This window comes from Chelatococcus sp. GCM10030263 (assembly GCF_042666455.1).
GTDB lineage: Bacteria > Pseudomonadota > Alphaproteobacteria > Rhizobiales > Beijerinckiaceae > Chelatococcus.
On record NZ_JBHTDB010000005.1, the window covers coordinates 676184 to 698055 of the forward strand.

Here is a 21872-nt window from a genome sequence, read left to right on the forward strand (position 1 = left end):
CGGGAGGCTGCGGCGACGGGCGGAGGAACCCTGCCCAGCGCAGCGTCGCTTCCAAGCAAATCTGATGAGATATGCAGCAATTATCGGCCTAATATAACGAATTATCAAGAAAATCTTTTTATAAACTCGACATTACGCCGCTAACGAGAAGAATATTGCAAAGAAGATGGCTATCTTTCATATGGATAGATTCAACCGGGGCATGTGACGTGCGATCGTTTGCCTGCGAAGCGTGCGGAGCACATGCGGATTGCGAGCAGATTTTGATGACTACACCGCTGTTTCGGGAAGAGGTCGTCGGTCGCGAATTGGACCAGATCGGCGTCCCGCTCGGTATGACGACCGGCTGGATGCGCCTGTTCGCGCTCTGCCTCACGGTCGCCGTCGTTGCCGCGCTGGTCGGCGTGACGGTGGGATCATACACACGCAAGGAACGCGTCGTCGGCTTCCTTGTCCCCGACAAGGGGCTCATCAAGGTGATATCGCCACGCGACGGGCGGGTGGTCGAGCGGCATGTGCGCGAGGGGAACGGGGTCCGCCGCGATGACATGCTGTACGTGGTGGATGTCGCATCCGCAACCAGTGTCGGCAGGACGGGCGATCTCGTCGCCCGCGAGCTGCGCGAGCGAAGGCGCCTGCTCGCTGCGGAGCGCGCGCGCAGGCCGACAATCGCAGCCGCCGAGGAGGCAAGGCTCAAGGCGCGCGTCACGGCGATCGCCGCGCAGCTCGAGAGCATCGAGGCCGAAGTGGCGTCACGCGCGACCGTTGTCGCACTAGGGCAGAAGGCGGTGCAACGGGCGCTGGAGCTCGAGCAGAAGTCTGTTTTCGCCGCGGCAAAACGCGAGGAGATCGAGCAGAATCTCGCGGCATCGCGGGCGGTTCTTGCTCAACTCGCGCGTGTTAGTGCGGAGCTTGAGGGCGAGCGTCGCCAGATCGAGGCCGACCTTGAGAGCCTGGCTGACCGACAGGCGAACGAAGGCTCCCAGATCGACCGGCAGTTGAGTGAAATCGACCAGCAACTGAGCCAGGCGGAGGAGCAGCGCGCCGTCGTCCTGCGCGCCCCGCGAGGCGGTACGGTGACGCGGCTCGCCGCCGACATCGGCCAGCGCGTCGATCCCGCCACGCCGCTCGCCACCATCGTGCCCGACGGGGCGACGCTCCAGGCGCAGCTCTATCTGCCGACGCGGGCGGCCGGCTTCGTTAAGCCCGGCAACCGCGTCAATCTCTTCTACGAAGCCTATCCCTATCAGAAGTTCGGCATCCAGAAGGGCACGGTTCTGTCGGTGACGCGGGCCGCCGTCATCCCCCGCGAGCTGCCTTTCCCGGTGGCGAGCGACGAGCCGCATTACGTTGTGACGGTGAAGCTCGAGCGCCAGACCATCACGGCCTACGGACGGGAGGAGCGGCCTCAGGCTGGCGCGCGCCTTCTCGCCGACATCCTCGTCGAGCGGCGCCGGTTGTGGGAATGGATCCTCTCGCCGCTCATCAGCCTCGCCAAGATCGAATAGCGACCGTCGGTGTCTGCGTCCTGCTCATAGGCGGCACCGACGCGCGTCGCGTGCGATCGGCCGGGTTCATTGCTGTGGTGCTTGAGGTATTCCCATGAAAACGCGACTGATCCTTCAATCCGAACGCGCGGAATGCGGTCTGGCCTGCATTGCGATGCTTGCGAGCGCTCATGGGCTGGAGATCGACCTTCCGGGGCTCAGGGCGCGCCATTTCGTCTCCACGAAGGGCACGACCTTGAAGGATCTGATCGGGGTGGCGCGCGTGCTGCAGCTCGAGACGCGGGCCCTGCGCTGCGAGATCGATGAGCTCGATCAGATCCGCCTGCCCGCCATGCTGCATTGGCGGCTCGACCATTTCGTCGTGCTCGTGGCGCGCCGGGGCAAGCGCTACATCATCAATGACCCAGCCATTGGGCGGGTCACCGTCTCCGCGGAGGAGATGAACCGCTCCTTCACCGGGGTTGCTCTGGAAGCTTGGCCGAGCCCGACCTTCGCAAGACGCGACATGCGCCGGAAGTTGCGCCTCGGCGCCGTCATCCCGCGCACGGGGGGGCTGGTGCAGTCCATCTTCATTCTCTTCCTTTTTGCCTTTGGGTTGCAATTCATCTCCCTGTCGCTGCCGATCCTGCAGCAATTCGTCATCGACGATGCGCTCGTCAGCGCCGATCGAGATCTCTTGACGGTGATCGCGGTCGCCATGTCCCTCATGCTTCTCGGCAAAGCGGCGACGGTGGCCATCCGCGCGCTCGTGCAGCGCAACCTCTCAGCGTCGCTGTCGGTGATCGTGCCCTCGCATATCTTCCGCCATATGGCCGATCTGCCCACCGCCTGGTTCGAGCAGCGCTTCGCGGCCGACATCATGAACAGGGTCGAATCCGGCAATACGATCCATCACACGCTGACGTCGAGCGTCATCACGGTCGGAATCGACAGCATCGTCGCCGTCGTCGCCATCGTCGTGATGCTGCTCTACAGCCCGATCCTGACCGCGATCGTCGTCGCGACTTTTCTCGTTTACGGCGCCGTGCGCGCGCTCTGGTACAACATGCTGCGCGAGCAATCGCTGGGCGCGATCGTTCAGGCCGCCAAGGTGCAGAGTGTGCTGCTCGAGACCATGCGCGGCATCGCGACCCTCAAGCTGTTCAACGCCGTGAACTTGCGCCACGAGCGCTATCTCGCTTTTCTGAGCCGCTCCGTGCGCCTGCAGAACAAGATCACCACGAGCAATGTCGGCTTCACCTTCGCTCATGACATGGTGACGGGCATCGAGACGGTGCTCGTGCTCGTCATCGGCGCCGGCGCGGTGATGCGGGGAGAGCTTACCATCGGCATGCTCGTCGCCTTCTTCAGCTTTCGCGATCACTTCATCAACAGCGCAACGAGCCTCATCAATGTGGTGGTGGAATTCCGCATGCTGGGCATCCATCTCGACCGCCTCGCCGATATCCTGCTCACCGCCCGCGAAGAGACCCAGCCGCTGCCCTATCTCGGTGCCCCCGCCGTCGACGGCCGGGTTGAGCTGCGCGGTGTCTCCTTCCGTTACGGCGCCCATGAAGCGGACGTGCTCAAGGACTGCTCACTGGTCGTCGAGCCCGGCCAGTGCCTTGCGATCATCGGCCCGTCGGGGGCGGGCAAGTCTACGCTCCTCAAGCTGCTGTCGGGGCAGTTGCGCCCGACAGAGGGGCAGGTGCTGATCGATGGCGAGCCGGTCACCGCGATCGGGCTCACGCGCCTGCGCGACCTCATCGGTGTCGTCCGCCAGGACGACGTGCTGTTTTCCGGCACGATTGCCGAGAACATCGCCATGTTCGATACGAGCCCCGACCACGAGCGCATTCGCGCGGTGGCGGCCGAGGCCCGCCTTCTCGGCGAGATCGAGCGCATGCCCATGGGCTTCAACACACTCGTGGGCGACATGGGAACGGGGCTTTCCGGCGGACAACTCCAGCGCCTCATGTTGGCGCGCGCGCTCTACAAGACGCCGCGCATTCTGCTGCTCGACGAGGCCACGAGCCATCTCGACCTGGCCAACGAGCAGAGCATCACGGCCAATCTGCGCAAAGTCGGCATAACCCAGGTGATCGTCGCACATCGCCCCGAGACGATCGCCAAGGCGGATCGTGTTGTCGACATTCGCGAGATCAACAAGGCGGCTTCGGCGAATTTTGCGCCGCTCGCGGTCGCCTAGGGCGCGAATGCGTCGACAGCCAGAAGGGGCCCGCCCACTGCATGACAGGGTTGCAATCCGGGGCTTGACCGACGGGATCACGCCATAAGCAGCGCTACGCCACGTCGGTGCGCCACGGCGGGACGTTGACATGCGGCCTCGAGGAGACATCCTTCCATTGTTGAATTCGGGCCATTTCTCGTCATCTCTCCGTCTGCTCCGATCGAGAATATGCCCGTCGCTGCTTGGCAGGGGACGGCTCTATGAATGTTGTCACGATGGATCGGGTGAAACGGCGCGAGGATCAGCGCCTGGTGACGGGCGCTGGCCGTTACGTCGGCGATCTCAGGCCCTCCGGCATCCTCCATGCCGTCATGGTCCGCTCGCCGCATGCCCATGCTCGTATCGTCGCGGTCGATACGGCGGCGGCCCGGCAGGCCGACGGCGTGGTGGCCGTCGTGACGGGAGGGGACCTCGCGCCGGACGGTCTGGCGATGATGCCGGGCGGCAGCCGCTTTTCCCGCCCGGACGGCTCTTCGTCCCCGAAAACCGATCGCCCGGTGCTGGCGACGGAGCGGGTGCGCTTCGTCGGCGAGCCGGTGGTGGCGGTCATCGCCGAGAGCCGCGCCGCAGCACTCGCCGCTGCCGAGCTAGTGGTCGTGGACTATGAGGAAGAGCCGGTCGTCGTTCGGCCGGCCGAGGCCCTCGCGTCGGGCGCGCCCGCGGTCTGGGACATCGCGCCGGACAATGTCGCTTTTCTCTGGCAGGGCGGGGACCATGGTGCGACGGATGCGGCGCTGGCCAGCGCCCACCACGTCACGCGGCTCGAGGCGAGCATCTCGCGCGTGTCGGCCAACTCCCTCGAACCGCGCGCCTTTCTCGCGGAGCCGCAAGCCAGCGGCCGGCTTGTCCTCCACGCGAGCCACCAGAATCCCTTTCAGCTCCGCGACCGGTTGCTCGATCTGGGCTTTGCGCGCGACGGGCTGCAGGTCGTCATCGGCGACGTCGGCGGCTCTTTCGGCATGAAGGCTGGTGTCCAGCAGGAAGTCGTCGTCAGCCTATGGGCTGCCCGGAACCTCGCAAGGCCCGTGGTGTGGGAGAGCGACCGCACGGAAGCCTTCCTCAGCGACGAGCATGGACGCGAGCTCGACTTCACCGCCGAGATCGGTTTCGACAAGGCACAGCGCATCGTCGCCCTGAAGGTGCGCATGAATGTCAATCTCGGCGCCTATCTCAGCGATCGCTCCGGCTCGGCGGTCACCAATATCGGTGGCATCGCCGGCGTCTATGACATCCCGCATATCGCGGCCGACATCTATGGCGTTCTCACCCATACGGTGCCGACCGCAGCCTACCGCGGAGCGGGCCGCCCGGAGGCGACCTATGTCATCGAGCGTGTCCTCGATGTGGCGGCGCGGGAGCTCGGCGTCTCGCCCTTCGAGCTACGGCGGCGAAACCTGATCCCGTCCTCCGCCATGCCCTACAAGACCGCTCTCGTCTTCACCTACGACTGCGGCGAGTTCGGCGAGAATATGAAGGTGGCGGCGAATATGGCCGGTTGGGAGACCTTCGAGGCGAGGCGCAAGGCCTCCGCCGCGGCCGGCAAGTTGCGCGGCATCGGTGTCGCCAACTGCATCGAGGTGGCGGGCGGACCCTTCACCCGGCCCGGACGCGACTTTGCCAGGCTCACGCTGACGCCCGAAGGGCGCCTCGTGGTCGATTCCGGCAGTGTCTCGGTGGGCCAGGGCTATGAGACCATGTTCCCGCAGATGATCGCCGACCGCTTCGGCATTTCCGCGGACCTGGTGGACTATCACCAGGGCGATACCGACCGCCTGCCCGGCGGCCGGGGCAACGGCGGCTCGGGCGGGCTCTGCGTCGGCGGCTCGGCGGTGACCATCGCCACCGACGGGGCGATCGCCAAGGCAACCCGCATCGCCGCCAAGCTCCTGGAAACGACCGAGGACGAGGTCGTCCTGTCCGACGGTTCTTTCCGTGCCGGGCAGACGAACCGCTTCGTCACATTGAGCGAGGTCGCCCGCGCCGCCCATGACCCGCGCTGGTTGGACGAAGGCGAGGAGCCGGGAATTTCGGCGACCGGCGAATTCCTGCCTCCCACCGTCACCTTCCCCAACGGCACCCATATCTGCGAGGTCGAGATCGATCCCGAAACCGGGGTCGTCGCTATCGAGCGCTACTGCGCGGTCGAGGATCTCGGCCGGGTGATGAACCCGACGCTCGCGAGCGGCCAAGTTCACGGCGGCGTGGCCCAGGGCATCGGCCAGGCCATGGGCGAGCAGATCGTGCATGACCCTTCCGGCCAGCTGATCACCGCCTCGTTCCAGGACTACCAGATGCCGCGCGCGGCGGATCTGCCCTTCTTCACGCTCGACTATCGGGAGGTGCCGACCAAGGTCAATCCGCTCGGCGTCAAGGGCGTGGGCGAGGCCGGAACGGTCGGGGCCTTGGCCGCCACCATGAATGCGGTCAATGACGCACTGGCGTCGGTCGGCATTCGCCACTTCGACATGCCCGCGACACCGGCCCGGGTCTGGTCGGCCATCGCGGCGCAGACGGCGACCAATTCGAAGTAGCAGCGGGCCATCTTTGGCAACGACGAGGGCCGGCCGTCGCGCCGGCCCTTTTTGTTTCCCGTGGAGCCGCCGCTTCGAGCCACCCAGCCATCTCTCCCAGCCGATCCAACCGCCGTTCCGTGCGTTAGGAAGGGAAAGGAGAATGGCCATGCCTCAATCGATGCCGCAGGATCCGGAGGCTCTCGCACGCACCACCGCCGAGGAGCCTCAAAGCCTCGCAGAGCTCAACCGCTTGATCGCCGCCGCGCCCCCGCTCGTCGCCACCGGCGGGCGAGCCGTTCTCGGCGAGGGGCCGGAAGGCGCGGCCATCGCTTTCGTTGGCGAGCAGCCGGGGGACCAGGAGGACCTGCAGGGCAAGCCCTTCGTCGGCCCGGCCGGTCTCCTTCTCAACCGCGCCATGGCGGAAGCCGGCATCGACCGCGACAAGGTCTATGTCACCAATGCCGTCAAGCACTTCAAATTCCTGCAGCGTGGCAAGCGGCGCATCCACCAGAAGCCGACCACGGGCGAGGTGAGACATTATCGCTGGTGGCTGATGAAGGAACTCGACTTCGTCCACCCGAGGCTCACCGTCGCTCTCGGCGCAACCGCTGTGCTGGCGCTTGCCGGCAAGGCACTGCCGATCGGGCGCAACCGGGGGCCGGCCTCCTTCGAGAACCGGCCGGGCTTTATCACCGTCCATCCATCTTCGCTGTTGCGCATCCCGGAGGAAGAGGCGCGCCACGAGGCCTATGCCGCCTTCGTTGCCGATCTCGTCCAAATCCGCGAGCTCGCCCGCTACAGCGCCGCTGCCTGACCGCTACCGGCTCTGGAGGGTGAAACGGCGCTATTCGGCGGCGTCCTGTCTCCGCGACAGGAAAGGCACGACCTCGACGGGCTCGCCGGCTCGCGCGATGACGACGCTGTCGTTCGGCACCGCCGTCCAATGCGATCGGTCGCTGTCGAGGGGTTCCGACACCACCACCACCCCCTTGCGCTCGGACCTGTAGTAGAGGCTGTTGGCTGCATCATTGACGGCAAAGCGGAAGGCATAAAGATCCTGCCCGTTCGAGAGAGCGGCGGTGAAGCGCAGCGGTTCGCCATAGCCTTCCTCATTGACCAGCCTGACCAGTTCGGCGATCACGCGCGCCGTGGCGGCAACGGGATCAGCCTGCACGACTGAGCCGATCAAACCTGCTCCGAGAATGGCGAGAAATACGGCCTCGGAATCGGTGGTGCCGACGCGTGACGGATAGAGCTCGTCCGGGATCAGGGCCTCGACCTTGCGCCGCAGGCGGTTCCAGCTGCCGATGAAGCCGTTGTGCATGAACAGCCAGCGGCCGCAGGCAAAGGGATGGCAGTTGGGGCGCGTGATCGCCGTTCCCGTGGCGGCGCGCACATGCGCGAAGAACAGATGCGAGCGTAGATGCCGGCAGAGGTAGCGCAGGTTCTCGTCGGACCAGGCGGGGCGAACCTCGCGATAGAGGCCGGGCTCCGGATGCTGGCCGTACCAGCCGAGGCCGAAGCCGTCACCGTTGAGCGCGGCGGTCGATTCCAGCGCGTGGATGCTCTGCGAGATGAGCGAATGTGCCGGTTCGGTCACGTAATGTTCGAGGGCGATCGTCTGTCCTCGGTATGCGATCCATCGGCACATGGGAAGCCTCCTCCGGCATGAGCATCGGGTCCTGGGAGATGCTCATGGAGCAAGAATCGTGCGAGGCACCTTCCTCCGCGTAGATCGTGGTGGTTTTCGGGCATCATCTGCGGGTAGCAGGATATTCTAGAACTTGAGCGTATTGTCGGCGATCCATTCGGCGACCGCCGTCAGCGCAGCTTCCACCCCCTGCTTGGGGACGTTGCTCTCGAAAACGGCGATCTGCGCATCGGCCGAGGTGCCCTCGGCGGCGATCGTCCGGCAATGGGCGATTTCGCTGCTGCAGCCCAGGATTTCGACATCCTCGGTGGTCATGGCGATCACCTCATCGAGCAGATCGCCGACCGTCACCGCGCCGTCCCGCGAGACGAAGGTTCCGCCGACGCCGTAGCGTTGCGCGCGCCATTTGTTCTCGACGGCAATCGCACGGTCGACCACGTCGAGATCGCCATTGCGCTCCCGATGGAAATAGAGATGGCGCACCAGCGCGCGATAGAGCGCGGCGATGGCAACCGCGTCGTCGAGGCGCGTGCAGCAATCCGGCGCGCGCAATTCGAGCGTTGGATATTTGACGGAAGGCCGGATCATCCACCAGAGATAGCTCGAATCCTCCATCACCCCGGAGCGAACGAGCGCCGCCACATAGGCGTCGAACTCCTGGGCCGTGCGGAACAGCTCCGGCAGGCCGGTGCGCGGCAGCTCGTCATAGGCCGCGAGGCGATAGCCCTTGAGGCCGGTGTGGTGCGATTGCCAGAAGGGCGAAGAGGTCGACAAGGCGAGCATGAGCGGCAGATAGGGCATTATCCGGCTCATGATATCGACGCGACGGTCGGGATCGGGAACCTCCACATGCACATGCATGCCGCAGAGCATGTTGCGCTGGCCGATCATCTGCAGGTCGTTCATGACCTCGTCGTAGCGTTCCTTCTCGCTCTGAACGGCATGGCGCCAGCGTGCGGTCGGATGCGTGCCGCAGGCAAGGATGGCGAGGCCATGCTCGGCCGCCATGGTCGCCAGCACGCTGCGGATGTAGCTCAGCTCGGCGCGCGCCTCGGCCATGGTGGCATAGGGCGGCGTCGCGACCTCCACCTGGTTCTGCAGGAACTCGCGCGCGATCCGGCCCTCGGTCGCCACATTGGCATGGGTGAAGAGGTGATCCGGCGTCTCGAAGGCCGCCCGCTTGGTGCGGGCATCGGCGAGGAAATATTCCTCCTCGATGCCGAATCCGAAGGCTTGGGCGTCAGGCCTCTTGAAGCTGCCAGAGCCTGCATAGAGGCCCTTTACGAAGCGCTGGAAGTCAAGAAGGTGGCTTCGCGCCGCGGGGTCATATTCCATGGGTCTGCAGCCAGAATTCGAGCAGGGAAACCTGCCACAGTTTCGAGTGACCTTTGGGTGTGAGCGTCCCGTCCGGGTCGTCCAGCAGGTGGTCGACATAGCCGCGATTGAACAGCTCGCGCTCGCGTGCCGCCGGCTGGTTCAGGATGTCGCGCACGAAATCGAGATAGGGCCCGCGGATATGTTTGAGCGCGGGAACGGGAAAATAGCCCTTCGGCCGGTCGATGACCTCGGCCGGCAGCACCTGGCGGCCCGCCTCCTTCAGGATATATTTGCCCCCGTCGCGCACCTTGAGCTCGGCGGGAATGCGCACGGCGAGCTCGACCAGCTCATGGTCGAGGAAGGGCACGCGCGCCTCGAGCCCGAAGGCCATGGTCATGTTGTCGACGCGCTTGACCGGATCGTCGACGAGCATGATCTCGGTGTCGAGCTGCAGTGTCTTGTCGATGGCGCTCGCCTTGCCCGCCCCGGCGAAGAAGTCCTCCACGAAGGCGCGGCTGTAGTCGCCGTTCACCCATTGCGGCGCGAGCGTCGACCGCATCTCCGCGTGATCCCTGTCGAAATAGACCCGCGCATAATCGCCCACCGGATCATTCGACTGCAGGAGCTTCGGGTACCAGTGGTAGCCGCCGAAGATCTCGTCCGCGCCCTGGCCGCTCTGGACGACCTTGACATGTTTGGAAACTTCCTCCGACAGGAGATAGAAGCCGACCGCGTCATGGCTCATCATCGGCTCGGCCATGGCGGCGACCGCATGCGGCAGCGCCTCGAGCGTGCGCGACGCATCGACCCGGATGCGGGTGTGGTCGGTGGCGAAGTCGCGGGCGATCAGGTCCGAATATTTGAACTCGTCGCCCTCGATGCCGTTGACCGCATCGAAGCCGACCGAAAACGTCTTGATGTCCGTCTGGCCCTGGCGCGCGAGCAGCGCGACGACGAGCGAGCTGTCGAGCCCGCCCGAGAGCAGCACGCCGGTCGGCACGTCGGCGACGCGCCGCCGCTCCACCGCGGCGGTGAGCGCATCGAGCACCATCTCGCGCCAGTCCGCCTCCGTCAGGCCGCGGTCCTCGGCGCGGGGCTCCACATGGAGCTTCCAATAGACGCTTTCGCGGCGCGTGCCGTCCGGCTCGATGGTCATGATCGTCGCCGGCGCCAGCTTGCGCACGCCCTTGATGATCGTCATCGGCGCGGGCACCACCGCGTGGAAACTCATGTAATGGTGCAGCGCAGCGCGGTCGATGGTGGTATCCACGTCGCCGGCCTCGAGAAGCGCCGGGAGGCTCGAGGCAAAGCGCAGCCGCCCGCCCGCCTCCGCATAATAGAGCGGCTTGATGCCGAGCCGGTCGCGCGCCAGCACGACGCGGCCGCTGTCGCGCTCCCAGAGGGCGAAGGCGAACATGCCGTAGAACCGCTCCACGCAAGCCGGGCCCCAGGCGTGATAGGCCTTGAGGATGACCTCGGTGTCGCCGGTCGAGAAGAAGCGGTAGCCCTTCGCCGTGAGCTCCTCGCGCAGGCGGCGGAAATTATAGATGCAGCCGTTGAAGACGATCGCGAGCCCGAGCTCGGGGTCGACCATGGGCTGCTGGGAGGTCGCTGCGAGGTCGAGAATGCTGAGCCGGCGATGGCCGAAAGCCACATGGTCCTGCTGAAAGAAGCCGCCGGCATCCGGTCCGCGGCTGTAAAGCTTGCCCGCCATTGTGTGGACAGCCTGAAGATCGGCAGGACCTTTGAAGTTCAGCTCTCCACACACTCCACACATTATCGACGATATCCTTGTTGTTGTTGGCGCCCAAGCCTCGACAAAGCTGTAAACGTCTGAGCGGCCGACATGTTCCTCGGCGGAGCCGTTGAGAATACGCAATTTCCCTTGAAAACCGTGCACATAGGGCGCGAGCTTGACTGCCGGGCAAGGCCGGGCAAGGCCGCCCATCGCCCGCGTTGACAGCGGCCGCGGCGCGCCGCAACTCTTGAGGCGTCAGCCATCGCATGGCGTCCGGCGGAAGTGGTGTTCGGCAAAGCGGCGGCAGGAGGAGAGCGGCATGCAATATATGGTGCTGACGCGGCGAACCGAGGCCTTCGCCGACAGCGACTACACGCCGGAGCGGCTCGAAGCCGAGGCGGAGGCCGCGCGCCGGCTCTACAGCGAGGGCATCGTCCGCCAGATCTGGCATCGCGGCGACATCGGCGGCGCCTGCATGCTCATGGAAGGCACCTCCGACGCGGAGATCCGCGCCGCGCTCGAGAGGCTGCCGCTCTTTGCCGCCGGCATGCAGGAGGCGGTCTCAGTCGTGCCGCTCAGGCCCTATCGCGGCTTCGGGCCGCGCGCATGAGCCGGGCAGAGGAGGCCGAGAGCCCGGCCAAGGCGATGCTCGCCGAGATCTGGGGCGGGCTCGGCGGCGACCCGGCGCTTCTCGCAAAGGTCGAGGTCGCCGGGCAGGGCGACCTGCCGTCGGTCTTCGCCGTCACGGATCTCGCCTCGGCCGCCATCGCCGCGGTCGGGCTCGCGGCGGCGGAGCTCATCGCCGCCCGCCATGGCGCGGTGCCCGCCGTCACCGTCGACCGGCGGCTCGCCTCCCACTGGTTCGCCTGGACGCTGAGGCCCGAGGGCTGGAGCGTGCCGCCGCCGTGGGATCCGATCGCCGGCGACTATCCCGCCCGCGACGGCTGGATCCGCCTGCACACCAATGCCCCGCACCATCGCGAGGCGGCGCTTGCCGTGCTCGGCACCCCGCCCGAGAAGGAGAAGGTCGCCGCCGCCGTCGCGACCTGGTCGGCGGAAGAGCTCGAGGCCGCCGTCGTCGCGGGCGGCGGCTGCGCGGCGGTGATGCGCGCGGCTGCCGATTGGGCGGCGCATCCGCAAGGGCGGGCGGTCGCGGCCGAGCCGCTGTTTCATAGGGCTGCAACCGGGGAGGGGGCCCCGGCCCGCTGGCCGGTGCCGCGCGAGCGCCCGCTCGCCGGCCTCAAGGTGCTGGATCTCACGCGCGTGCTCGCCGGCCCCGTCGCCACACGCTTTCTTGCCGGGCTCGGCGCCGATGTGCTGCGCATCGACCCGCCGTGGTGGGACGAGCCCTCGGTGGTGCCGGAGGTGACGCTCGGCAAGCGCTGCGCGCGGCTCGACCTGCGCGCGCCCGCCGGCCGCGCCACCGTCGAGCGGCTGCTGGCCGAGGCCGATATTTTGGTGCACGGCTATCGCTCCGATGCGCTGGCACGCCTCGGGCTCGATGCCGAGGCGCGCCACCGCATCCGCCCCGGGCTCGTCGATGTGGCGCTCGACGCCTATGGCTGGACGGGCCCCTGGGCGCAGCGCCGCGGCTTCGACAGCCTCGTGCAGATGAGCACCGGCATCGCGGAGGCCGGCATGCGACGCCTCGGGCGCGATCGTCCGACGCCGCTGCCGGTGCAGGCGCTCGACCATGCGCTGGGCTATATGATGGCGGCGGCGGTGCTACGCGGCGTCACCGCCCGGCTCGCGACCGGCCGCGGCTCGCTGACGCGCTCCTCGCTGGCGCGCGTCGCGGCGCTTCTCGTGAACCATCCGGCCGACTTTGCTGGAGACTTGGCCGGCGCCACCGTCGCGCCGCCGACGCCGGAGGATTATGTGGAAGCCGTCGAGCACACCGCCTGGGGCCCGGCCCGGCGCATGAAGCCGCCGGTCGCCATCGCCGGCGCATCGCTTGCCTGGGACCGGCCGGCGGGGCCGCTCGGGGCGGCAGAGGCGGGGTGGTGAGGGGCAGAGATTAGCCGATCCATAGAGCTCGGCAGAGCACGCAAGACCGGGTTGGACCGACAGGACCACTGGCGCGTCATCCCCGGCCTTTGTGCCGGGGATCCCGATCGGTGAGGCGCTGGGCGCCCCGTTCGTGGGTCACGCGCGGCGACGACGGAAGAGGCGGAGCAGCGCGGACCTGATGCCCGCGAGCCGAGTGAATAACCCCGGCTTGTCCTGGAAATACCAGCTTGCGTCCTCGAGCGGAAATCTCGCGGCTATGTGCTGGTCCGGATTGACGACGATCACCATGCCGTCGTCATTGTACCGGAACAGGAACATATCGGTGTCATTCGTCTTCAGATAAGCCTCAAAGTCGACCGGTTCGGAAGGGGTACCTTTGGTCAGCAGCAGTTGCGGACCGCAACCCCACAGATCGAGGTCAAGAAGTTCCGCAAGATGCTCGTCCTCCAGCTGAGAGGCGACACGTGTCGCTTTCGCGCGATAGAGAACGGCCCTCCACCGAGACCGCTCAGCAGACAGCATCTTTCGCAGCTCCGCGAAATGCTCACTGGAGATCGACTTCAACACACGCATCGACGCTCCATGGCTGATCGGTTGCCGGTACTGCCGACAGCCCCAATCGGCTTTTGAGTATCGCGGATATGAGAGCGAAGCGCGTGGCGAATCGTGTACTAATGGAGGAGGGGTCCGTAGCTGGCGGCGCCTTGTCGATCCCGCGCATGAAGCCGCCCGTCACCCTCGCCGGCGCACCGCTCTCCTGGGCCCGGCCCGCCGGGCCGCTCGGGGCGGCGGCAGCGGGGTGGTCTTCTAGTCTGTCTGACGAGATTCATCAGCCGACATGAAAAAGAAAGTCCAGCTAACAAAGAATCAGCACATAATCCCGACTAAAAGCATTGGCCGATTTTGCAACAATAAAGGATTTGTCTTTGTAAGTAGAAATGGAAAGGATCCTTTTATGGCTAGGCCCGATAACGCGATTTTTTGCGCAAAGCGGGCGTGGGAGGAGCGAAGCGAGAGAAAGCATAAGGAAATAGAGGATCGGTACCAAGCTATCGCGGACGCGATCTGTGCAGGCGATCTCAAAATTCTCGGAACGGCTGAGAGCGAACAAGTCTCTGCTATGTTCGCGTTATGGATGGTTCGCTCCCGACTCGCTGACGCTCCGCTCACCGATGTTGACCTGCCGGCTTTGGGCCTTGCCGCTCCCGACGGGGGTAATGTCAGCGGATGGAGCTCTTGCGACCGTGACAAATTGGAAAAGGCCGGCTTCGTGGTGAGCAGTCCGGACGGGACTATTCCCGGCCGTATGCAAGCTTGGCCCTTGATGCAAAGACGGATTGCAAGGCTTCGCGGGAAGTTGGCAGGAAGGAGTTGGGGGATCTGGCGAGCCGGTGAAGGAGAGTTCCTTATGCCGGACCGATACGAGAAAACCTGCTTGTTGCCCGTTTCGCCGACAGTTCTCTTGGCCTTAGGAGGAGGCGAGCGGGCCCTTTCTGGAAGTGAGGTCGCCGAAATAAACCGGTTATCGATATCGGAGCATAAGTACTGGACCTTTAGCAGTAGCATCGATGTCGGAGCGCGCGTCTGAGCCGTCTGTAACTGCCACCAACTCCGGGTAGGGGTTTACATCAAATGTCTCGCGCGTTCGGCGAGCTGACTACAGCGTAGGCAGCGGCCTCACTGGTGCAGCTGAACGCCGCCCGAGCGGCGTGCTGACGGATACGGACTGATGAGCTTACCCGGCCGGGATAATGGGTTCGCTAGGATCGTGGGGGCCGGGAACATGTCCTGCCGGAACGACTTCAGATGCGCCGAGAAAGTGCTTCTCTTGGTCGTCGAAAAAGATGTGTGCACCGAATGCTTTCAAAATAGGAGCCTTTTCGCGAACTCCGACGAAGTGCGCTTCATCAGCGGGAGTTCCCCAAGCCCTCAACGTGTGAATTACCCTCGCATGGGCCGGCGCGTTGCGAGCAGTAACAATGGCTATGCGCACTTTACTCACTCCATCGCCATTCATATATATTCGACGAAGTAAAGAAAGTTTCTTTAGAAAATTTCCGAACGGGCCGCCTGCCATCGGCTTTTTTGCGTTGTTTCGTTCATGTTCTAAAAAGGCCTGTAATCCATCGGCCTTATAGATTTCGTCGGACTCCGGGCTAAATACAACCGCATCGCCATCCAGGGCTATCCGAACCTCGTCTTCGCGAGTCTCTTGGCGATCCTTGGGCGCAACCCCAAGTCTTGCGGCTGCCGCGCCCGCTGATATCGCTGCTTGAACGTCGACAGCTTCATTCGACAGGAAGAGGTCGACCTCCCAAGCCGGAATAAACGGTCCTAACGGTCGACCACTCGTAAAGCTGCCGGTCTTTATTGCGAGATTATATTTTTCGATGGAGTCGAAAGCGCGTAGAGAGAGATTGGGAGAATTCCGGGAAAGTAAAACTACCTCAACATAAGGTTGCTCGTTTGCTTCGTTTAGTCTTAGAAGTCGATCGACAACCTCAAATCCCGCTCCTTTTGCGATTGGGGAATCTTCTCGTTCGAGCTGCAGGGCTTCATAAGCTTGGACGCCCTGATTCATAAAAACGGCATGCTCTTCCTCCAGATCGAATAGAGCGCGCGTCGATATGCCGATCCGTAAGGGAGCGGATCGCAGGCGTGCGGTTTCTTCAGGCCGATCAACTGGTGGATGAACCAATATCAAATCGTTCATTACAAGCTCTTGGGGTATTGTGATCATCCGCTTATGGCGTCGCGTATGCGGATCTCATTCGCTTTTCGCGGTTAGCTTTTCCTCATTAGCGGAGTGATCGTCGATACCCCGGCCACCTGCCGATTAGAGCCAGCACGGGATGCAAGGGCGTCTTTGACCAGTCTGGGGATAACGGCGCTTCATCAGGGACGCTGCTAGCGACCTGAGATCAAACCGACCGCAGCGGGACTGAAATCAAACTATCTTTGACAAGTTTTCCCCCGGATCACTCCGTCATGCAGCCCACGACCGGCCGCCCAGATTGCAAGTCACCCCGCTTGCAATACGACAATACCTGCGCCGGCTCGGCGCGGACGTCAAGGGTCCTTGGGGGAAAGTGGGGGATATCCGAGGCTTCGCCCTACTTCCCCGCGGCCGTCACGCGCCAGACCGTGTTGCCCACATCATCCGCGATGAGCAGCGCCCCGGTCTTGTCGACGGCGACGCCGACGGGCCGGCCGCGCGCCTGGTTGTCCGCATTCAGGAAGCCGGTGACCACATCCTCGGCCTTGCCGCTCGGCTTGCCGTCCTGGAAGGGCACGAAGACGACCTTGTAGCCGTTGAACTGCATGCGGTCCCAGCTGCCGTGCTCGCCGACGAAGGCCCCGCCCCGGTATTTCGCCGGCAGGGCATCGGCCGTGTAGAAGGTCATGCCGAGCGGCGCCACATGCGAGCTCAGCCCATAATCCGGCGGGATGGCCTTGGCGACGAGATCCGGCCGTTGCGGCATGACGCGCGGGTCGACATGCTGGCCCCAATAGCTGTAGGGCCAGCCATAGAAAGCGCCGTCCTTGACGGAGGTCATATAGTCCGGGACGAGATCGGGGCCGAGCTCGTCGCGCTCGTTGACGACGGCCCAGAGCGCATGGGTCTGCGGCTCGAAGGAAAGGCCGTTCGGGTTGCGGAGGCCGGTGGCGAAGAGCCGCCAGCGGCCGCTTGCGCGGTCCACCTCCCAGATGGCGGCGCGGTTCTTCTCCGCCTCCATGCCGTTCTCGGCGACATTGCTGTTGGAGCCGACGCCCACATAAAGGAGCGAGCCGTCCGGGCTGGCCACGAGGCTCTTGGTCCAGTGGTGGTCGATGGGCGGGCCGGGCAGCGGCACGAGCTCGGTGCCGGGCGCGGTGATCTTGGTGTCGCCGGGGTTGTACGGATAGCGCATGATCGCATCCGTATTGGCGACATAGAGGTCGTTGCCGACGAGCGCCACGCCGAAGGGCGAATTGAGATGATCGAGGAAGACCTCGCGCGTCTCCGGCTTGCCGTCGCCGTTGCCGTCGCGCAGCAGGGTGATGCGGTTGCTGCCCGAGGTCTCGCCGCTGGAGGTGACCATGGACTCGATCCAGCCCGTGACGATGGTCTTGGGCCGTCTCACCGGCTCCGTGCCGGGCGAGATCGACTCGACGACCAGGATATCGCCGTTCGGCAGCACATAGAGCGAGCGCGGATGCTGCAGCCCGGTGGCGAGCGCCTCGATCTTCAGCCCGGGCGCGACGGTCGGCGTCTCGCCCTCCTTCCAGCCGACGACCTTGGCGAGCCGCATGGGCGGGAAGAGATATTGCTGCGGTTCGGGCAGCGCCGGGTTCGGGCCGATCTGGCTCGACAGGTCGAAATCGTCGGCGGAGAGCGCCAGCGTCGGCGCCGCGACGAGAAGGGCGAGCGCGCTGACGGCAGCCGCCCGCTTTGCAAAGATCTGAGACATCAGTCGGCCACTCCTACGCCATGGCGATAGACCAGCGATCCACCGAGCCAGGCCGTGACGATGAGGATCAGAACGGTCACCGCCGAGAGAATGAGGCCGGTCGGCACGACGGAGGTCCAGCCGTCGCGCGAATGCACGAACATGTTGAAGATGCCGAGAACGAGCGCGATGGCATTGCCGATGGCGTGCGGCCAGGCCGGCGCTTGTCTGCGCACCGCCCGGTTGCTTGCGAAATCGATCAGCCCGGCGATCCCCGCCAGTAATCCCATGATGACGCCGACCGTCACGAGCCAGGCGGAGAAATCCGCCCACATCAGGTCGGCGGTTCGCCAATAGGCGAGATCCGTCAGCAGCGTGCCGGCGAAACAGGCGATGGGGAAAGGCACCAGCATCGGGTGGATGGGGTGTCTTGCGATGCGTGCCGTGGAACGGGGTCTGAGATCGGCCATCGAAGCGTCCTTCCCATGCCTGCAACGTCGCAATGCAGGTCTAACACGCTTCAGCTGTCGCGGTTCCTCACAAAGGGGGATGATGCCGACTTTGCTGCGGACGAACGAAACCTTTGACGAAGCAGCGAATATTGGCGATTTCAGCCGGGGCAACGCAGGCCGCCTGCGACAATTGGCGCATCTGAGCACGGTCACTGCCGACGGCGGTGTCGCCGTCGAGCGCCGCGGGACGTTATTTTTCCGTCCAGGCGATGAGAATGTCGTCGCCCGCGATCTGCACGGGATAGGTGCGCAGATCCTCCTCGATGGGATCGCCCAGGCCCTTGCCGGTGCGCACATTGAAGCAGCCGCCATGCAGCGGGCATTCGATGACGTCGCCCTCGAGCCAGCCCTCGGAGAGATAGGCGAGCGCGTGCGTGCACTCGTTGTCGGTGGCATGGACGCTGCCGTCCTCCAGCCGGTAGAGCGCAAGCGAGCGGCCGTTGACTTCGACGCTGCGCACCTCACCCGCGCCGATCTCCGACAGCGCGGCGACGCGGATCCACGTGGTGTCCTCAGTCATCAGCGTTTCACCCTCCGAACTTTCGCCTTCTGCATAGCCGCTTTGGCGGCAAAGCGGAACCGGTGGCGGCCTCGCGCTTGTGGCGACAATTGCCGCCCTATAGACAGAGTTGGCGAGAGAATAACGCGGTCGCAAGGAAGGCTGAGGAGAGTGCAATGGCAGAAGCCATCCGGGTCTGCATCATCGGTCTCGGTTCCATGGGCATGGGAACGGCGAAGGCTTGCATAGCCGCTGGGCTCACGGCCTATGGCATCGATCTGCGGCCTTCGGCCTGCGCGGAGCTGGAAACGGCCGGCGGCAAGGCGGCCGGTGACGGACGCGCCTTCGCCGGCGAGCTCGATGCGGTAATCGTCCTCGTGATCAATGCCAAACAGGCTGAGGAAGCGCTGTTCGGCGCCTCAGGGATCGCGCCGCTCCTCGCCAAAGGCACGCCGGTGATGATGTCCTCGACGATTTCGCCCGATGCCGCGCGGCATCTCGCCGGACGGCTCGATGAATACGGCCTGCCGATGCTCGACGCGCCGGTGTCGGGCGGTCCGGTCAAGGCCGGCGAAGGCAGGCTCACTGTCATGGCGGCGGGGCCGGAGGCAACGTTCGACAAGCTCTCGCCGGTTCTGGCGGCCGTGGCGGAAAACGTCTACAGGGTCGGCAGCGGCATCGGCCAGGGGGCCATGGTCAAGATCGTCCACCAGCTGCTCGCCGGCGTCCATATCGCCGCCGGAGCGGAGGCCATGGCCTTTGCCGCGCGCGCCGGCATTCCGCTCGACGTGATGTATGACGTCGTCACCCATTCCGCCGGCAATTCCTGGATGTTCGAGAACCGTATGAAGCATGTCGTCGACGGCGACTTCACCGCCCGCTCCTCCGTCGATATCTTCGTCAAGGATCTCGGGCTCGTCACTGAGACGGCCAACAAGCTTGCCTTCCCGCTGCCGCTCGCCTCGATCGCCTACACGATGTTCGCCAATGCGAGCAACGCCGGCTGGGGCAATCTCGACGACAGCGCCGTCGTCAAGATCTTCAACGGCATTCAACTGCCGGGCGAGGCGGACGACGTCTAGAGACCGCCACGGCGGCCCGTCGGTCGCCGCATCACCTGCCTAGGCGGGCGCAAGGACTCATCGCCAATACCCGCCGCGGGCACAATTGGATTTGCTGCTTCAGGCGAAGACCGGGCGTCGCGCCTGGGCGAGGGCGCCGAGACAGGCCAGTGCTGCTGCGACCGCGCAATAGGCGATCGGTCCGCGCGCACCAAAGCCTTCGACGAGAAGGCCGCCGAATACCGCGCCCGACGCGATCGCCACCTGGAAGGCGGTCAGGAGGAGCCCGCCGGCGCTCTCGGCGTGATCCGGGGCGGCGCGGGTGATCCAGGTCTGAGCGCCGACCGGCAGGGCGCCGAAGGCAAAGCCCCAGAGCGCTGTCGCGGTCCCGGAGATACCCGTCGAGACGCCGAGCAGCACAAGCACCAGCGCGGTTGCAGAGATCAGGCCCGAGGCCGAGGCCACGGCCGTGCGCTCGCTGCGCTCCGCGAGAATGCCGCCGGCCAGATTGCCGAAGAAGCCGCCGATGCCAAAGGCGAGCAACACCACGGAAATCGTGTCGACGCTCATGTGCGGTATCTGTTCCAGGAAAGGACGCACATAGGTGAAGGCAGCGAAATGCGCGGAAACGACGAGCACCACGATGATAAGGCCGGCCCTCACGCGCGGGCGCCGCAGGAGCAGCAGGAAGGTGCCGAGCGTGGCCTTGTCCGTCGGCGGCAGCCGCGGAACGGTTGCGAGCTGCGCCAGCAGCGCGACGACGGCGACCGCATCGGCGATCACGAAGGCCGCGCGCCATCCCCAGCGGTCGCCGATCCAGGCGCCAACGGGCGCTGCGCAGACGGTCGCCAACGAAACGCCGGTGAACACGATGGCCATGGCCCGCGGCATGAGTGGGAGCGGCACGAGCCGCATGGCGAGCGCCGCCGACATTGCCCAGAAGCCACCCAGGCTGATGCCGAGCAATATACGCGCGAGGAGCATAACAGGCAGATTCGGCGCAGCCGCCGCCAGCGCATTCGACACCAGGAGCAGCGCCGTCAAGCCCCACAGGATGAGACGGCGGTCAAAGCGCGAGGTGCCGACGACGATCCCCGGGCCGGCGACGGCGCCAACCACGGCCGTCGCGGTGACCGCCTGGCCGGCAAGGCCATCGCTGACGGCGAGATCGCGCGCCATCGGGGTGAGGAGGCTCGCCGGAAGGAACTCAGCCGTGACGAGCGCGAAAACGCCGAGCGACAGAGAGACGACGGCCGGCCAAGCGGCCGTTTGGGTTGTTTCGGTAGCGGCAACAGCGGCAGGTGTCGCGGTGCATTCGGACATGCAAAACCCCAGGACTTGATCGGGGCGCGACATTAGGGCTGAACGACTGGCGTTTCCATGCTACAAAATCGCCCATGCTTGACCATTCGTCCAAATCTCTTGCCTTTAGACCGAGCGATCCGCTGACCGAGATGCTGCGGGGATTGCGGCTCGACGGTATCGACTACAGCCGCTTTCGGATGGCGGAGCCTTGGGCGCTCGCCTTCCCGGGACAGCAAGCCGCGCGCCTTCATTTCATATCGCGCTTGGGGGCATGGCTTCGTTGCGAGGAAGGAGATTGGATCGAGCTCAAGGCTGGCGACGCCGTTCTTCTGCCGCGCGGGACGGCGCATGTGCTGGCCAGCGCGCCGACGGTCTCGCCGGTTCCGCTCGCAACATGCCGAAGCTCCCCCGTCTGCGGGAATGTCTTCGCCGTCGATGGCGGCGGTACGGGGGATGTCTGCGTGCTGTTCTGCGGCTCCCTGCATTTCAACATCGGCGCCATGCATCCGCTCATGCAGCTGATGCCAGATGTCATGCGGGCCTGTGAACTCGAGCAGCACGAACCCGCCATTCCCCATTTAATGGAAGCCATGGCCCGGGAGACGGAGCTCGATCGCGTCGGCGCCGCAGGCATCCTCGCGCGCCTTGCGGACGTGCTGGCCGCAAGCCTCATCCGCAGCTGGGTGGAGCATGGCTGCAGCGACGCGACGGGTTGGCTGGCCGCCGTCCGCGAGCCCGACGTCGGACGGGTGCTCGCGGCCATACATCTCAGTCCGGAACGCGACTGGAGCGTCGAAGCGCTGGCCAAAGTCATGGGGGCATCACGCTCGGGCTTTGCGAAGCGTTTTGCAGACGTCGTCGGAGAGACGCCGGCGCGTTACGTCCTGCGCATACGCATGCATCAGGCGCGGTTATGGCTCGAGCGGGATCGCATGCGCGTATCTGCCGTTGCCGAACGTCTGGGCTATGAATCCGAGGCGGCTTTCAGCCGCGCCTTCAAACGCGTGCTCGGCGCCGCTCCGAGCCGTTTTCGCTGCGACCTGAACTAGATTGCGAGTGTGCCCCATCCGTCAACCCCATCCGAGCAATGGTTCTCGT

Annotated in this window: 16 protein-coding genes and 1 pseudogene; 8 read left to right on the forward strand and 9 right to left on the reverse strand. The window is 65.1% G+C overall.

All coding sequences use genetic code 11. The features are described 5' to 3' along the window. Nucleotides 1-266 precede the first annotated feature (266 nt). The 4 genes and pseudogenes from ACFQU1_RS13390 to ACFQU1_RS13405 form a co-directional block, all read left to right on the forward strand. Entirely contained in the window at nt 267-1508 is a 1242-nt protein-coding gene (locus tag ACFQU1_RS13390; RefSeq protein ID WP_378133274.1) for an HlyD family secretion protein, read from the forward strand. Between the two features lie 94 nt (nt 1509-1602). Further along, a complete protein-coding gene (locus ACFQU1_RS13395) occupies nt 1603-3696 on the forward strand; it encodes a peptidase domain-containing ABC transporter (protein ID WP_378133276.1) in 2094 nt (697 codons plus the stop codon). Between the two features lie 242 nt (nt 3697-3938). Continuing rightward, complete coding sequence (locus tag ACFQU1_RS13400) at nt 3939-6269, forward strand: xanthine dehydrogenase family protein molybdopterin-binding subunit (RefSeq protein ID WP_378133278.1); 2331 nt, start codon at nt 3939-3941, stop codon at nt 6267-6269. A 133-nt stretch (nt 6270-6402) separates the two neighbouring features. Beyond that, a pseudogene (locus tag ACFQU1_RS13405) lies at nt 6403-7065 on the forward strand (UdgX family uracil-DNA binding protein); the annotation flags it as partial. Between the two features lie 30 nt (nt 7066-7095). On the opposite strand, the gene ACFQU1_RS13410 reads toward ACFQU1_RS13405, so the two are convergent. From ACFQU1_RS13410 to ACFQU1_RS13420, 3 genes are all read right to left on the reverse strand, one after another. Continuing rightward, a complete protein-coding gene (locus ACFQU1_RS13410) occupies nt 7096-7902 on the reverse strand; it encodes a class II glutamine amidotransferase (RefSeq protein WP_378133280.1) in 807 nt (268 codons plus the stop codon). Nucleotides 7903-8028: 126 nt separating this feature from the next. Next, nucleotides 8029-9237, reverse strand: a complete 1209-nt coding sequence (locus tag ACFQU1_RS13415; protein WP_378133282.1) for a carboxylate-amine ligase — start codon at nt 9235-9237, stop codon at nt 8029-8031. Continuing rightward, nucleotides 9227-10996 carry an N-acetylglutaminylglutamine amidotransferase gene (locus tag ACFQU1_RS13420; protein WP_378133284.1) on the reverse strand — a complete coding sequence of 590 codons (1770 nt, stop codon included), beginning with the start codon at nt 10994-10996 and terminating at the stop codon, nt 9227-9229. The genes ACFQU1_RS13415 and ACFQU1_RS13420 overlap by 11 nt, the downstream gene beginning before the upstream one ends. 280 nt (nt 10997-11276) lie before the next feature. Here ACFQU1_RS13420 and ACFQU1_RS13425 point away from each other — a divergent pair, with 280 nt between their 5' ends. After that, a complete protein-coding gene (locus ACFQU1_RS13425) occupies nt 11277-11567 on the forward strand; it encodes a muconolactone Delta-isomerase family protein (RefSeq protein WP_378133286.1) in 291 nt (96 codons plus the stop codon). Further along, the gene (locus ACFQU1_RS13430) at nt 11564-12964 is read left to right on the forward strand and encodes a CoA transferase (protein WP_378133288.1); all 1401 of its coding nucleotides are present in this window, start codon (nt 11564-11566) and stop codon (nt 12962-12964) included. The genes ACFQU1_RS13425 and ACFQU1_RS13430 overlap by 4 nt, the downstream gene beginning before the upstream one ends. Before the next feature lie 138 nt (nt 12965-13102). Here the strand turns inward: ACFQU1_RS13430 and ACFQU1_RS13435 are convergent, their stop codons facing one another. The 5 genes from ACFQU1_RS13435 to ACFQU1_RS13455 all read right to left on the reverse strand — a co-directional run bounded on the left by ACFQU1_RS13435 (nt 13103) and on the right by ACFQU1_RS13455 (nt 18429). Beyond that, nucleotides 13103-13540, reverse strand: coding sequence for a hypothetical protein (locus ACFQU1_RS13435; protein ID WP_378133290.1), 438 nt, complete (start codon nt 13538-13540; stop codon nt 13103-13105). Nucleotides 13541-14702: 1162 nt separating this feature from the next. Further along, entirely contained in the window at nt 14703-15680 is a 978-nt protein-coding gene (locus ACFQU1_RS13440) for a 5'-nucleotidase (protein ID WP_378133292.1), read from the reverse strand. Between the two features lie 400 nt (nt 15681-16080). Beyond that, on the reverse strand, nt 16081-17418 hold the full coding sequence (locus ACFQU1_RS13445; RefSeq protein ID WP_378133294.1) for a PQQ-dependent sugar dehydrogenase: 1338 nt from the start codon (nt 17416-17418) through the stop codon (nt 16081-16083). Then, nucleotides 17418-17867, reverse strand: a complete 450-nt coding sequence (locus ACFQU1_RS13450) for a DUF2231 domain-containing protein (RefSeq protein ID WP_378133296.1) — start codon at nt 17865-17867, stop codon at nt 17418-17420. Before ACFQU1_RS13450 ends, ACFQU1_RS13445 begins: the two co-directional genes overlap by 1 nt. A 232-nt stretch (nt 17868-18099) precedes the next feature. Then, a complete protein-coding gene (locus tag ACFQU1_RS13455) occupies nt 18100-18429 on the reverse strand; it encodes a non-heme iron oxygenase ferredoxin subunit (protein ID WP_378133298.1) in 330 nt (109 codons plus the stop codon). Nucleotides 18430-18584: 155 nt separating this feature from the next. On the opposite strand from ACFQU1_RS13455, the gene ltnD reads away from it, so the two are divergent. Continuing rightward, complete coding sequence (gene ltnD, locus ACFQU1_RS13460; protein ID WP_378133300.1) at nt 18585-19490, forward strand: L-threonate dehydrogenase; 906 nt, start codon at nt 18585-18587, stop codon at nt 19488-19490. A gap of 99 nt (nt 19491-19589) precedes the next feature. On the opposite strand, the gene ACFQU1_RS13465 is transcribed toward ltnD, so the two are convergent. Continuing rightward, nucleotides 19590-20792 carry an MFS transporter gene (locus ACFQU1_RS13465; protein WP_378133302.1) on the reverse strand — a complete coding sequence of 401 codons (1203 nt, stop codon included), beginning with the start codon at nt 20790-20792 and terminating at the stop codon, nt 19590-19592. A gap of 74 nt (nt 20793-20866) precedes the next feature. Between ACFQU1_RS13465 and ACFQU1_RS13470 the strand changes: the two genes are divergently transcribed. Continuing rightward, nucleotides 20867-21823 (forward strand): AraC family transcriptional regulator, encoded by a 957-nt coding sequence (locus tag ACFQU1_RS13470; RefSeq protein WP_378133305.1) that lies wholly within the window; start codon nt 20867-20869, stop codon nt 21821-21823. The last annotated feature ends 49 nt before the right edge of the window (nt 21824-21872 follow it).

Bases quoted from the DNA above. Each gene is read 5' to 3' on its own strand.
- ACFQU1_RS13415 (WP_378133282.1), bottom strand. From the start codon at position 9,237: ATGGAATATGACCCCGCGGCGCGAAGCCACCTTCTTGACTTCCAGCGC.
- ACFQU1_RS13425 (WP_378133286.1), top strand. From the start codon at position 11,277: ATGCAATATATGGTGCTGACGCGGCGAACCGAGGCCTTCGCCGACAGC.
- ACFQU1_RS13430 (WP_378133288.1), top strand. From the start codon at position 11,564: ATGAGCCGGGCAGAGGAGGCCGAGAGCCCGGCCAAGGCGATGCTCGCC.
- ACFQU1_RS13455 (WP_378133298.1), bottom strand. From the start codon at position 18,429: ATGACTGAGGACACCACGTGGATCCGCGTCGCCGCGCTGTCGGAGATC.
- ACFQU1_RS13435 (WP_378133290.1), bottom strand. From the start codon at position 13,540: ATGCGTGTGTTGAAGTCGATCTCCAGTGAGCATTTCGCGGAGCTGCGA.
- ACFQU1_RS13450 (WP_378133296.1), bottom strand. From the start codon at position 17,867: ATGGCCGATCTCAGACCCCGTTCCACGGCACGCATCGCAAGACACCCC.
- ACFQU1_RS13440 (WP_378133292.1), bottom strand. From the start codon at position 15,680: ATGAACGATTTGATATTGGTTCATCCACCAGTTGATCGGCCTGAAGAA.
- ACFQU1_RS13410 (WP_378133280.1), bottom strand. From the start codon at position 7,902: ATGTGCCGATGGATCGCATACCGAGGACAGACGATCGCCCTCGAACAT.
- ACFQU1_RS13390 (WP_378133274.1), top strand. From the start codon at position 267: ATGACTACACCGCTGTTTCGGGAAGAGGTCGTCGGTCGCGAATTGGAC.
- ACFQU1_RS13400 (WP_378133278.1), top strand. From the start codon at position 3,939: ATGAATGTTGTCACGATGGATCGGGTGAAACGGCGCGAGGATCAGCGC.
- ACFQU1_RS13420 (WP_378133284.1), bottom strand. From the start codon at position 10,996: ATGTGTGGAGTGTGTGGAGAGCTGAACTTCAAAGGTCCTGCCGATCTT.
- ACFQU1_RS13395 (WP_378133276.1), top strand. From the start codon at position 1,603: ATGAAAACGCGACTGATCCTTCAATCCGAACGCGCGGAATGCGGTCTG.
- ACFQU1_RS13445 (WP_378133294.1), bottom strand. From the start codon at position 17,418: ATGTCTCAGATCTTTGCAAAGCGGGCGGCTGCCGTCAGCGCGCTCGCC.
- ACFQU1_RS13470 (WP_378133305.1), top strand. From the start codon at position 20,867: ATGCTTGACCATTCGTCCAAATCTCTTGCCTTTAGACCGAGCGATCCG.
- ACFQU1_RS13465 (WP_378133302.1), bottom strand. From the start codon at position 20,792: ATGTCCGAATGCACCGCGACACCTGCCGCTGTTGCCGCTACCGAAACA.
- ltnD (WP_378133300.1), top strand. From the start codon at position 18,585: ATGGCAGAAGCCATCCGGGTCTGCATCATCGGTCTCGGTTCCATGGGC.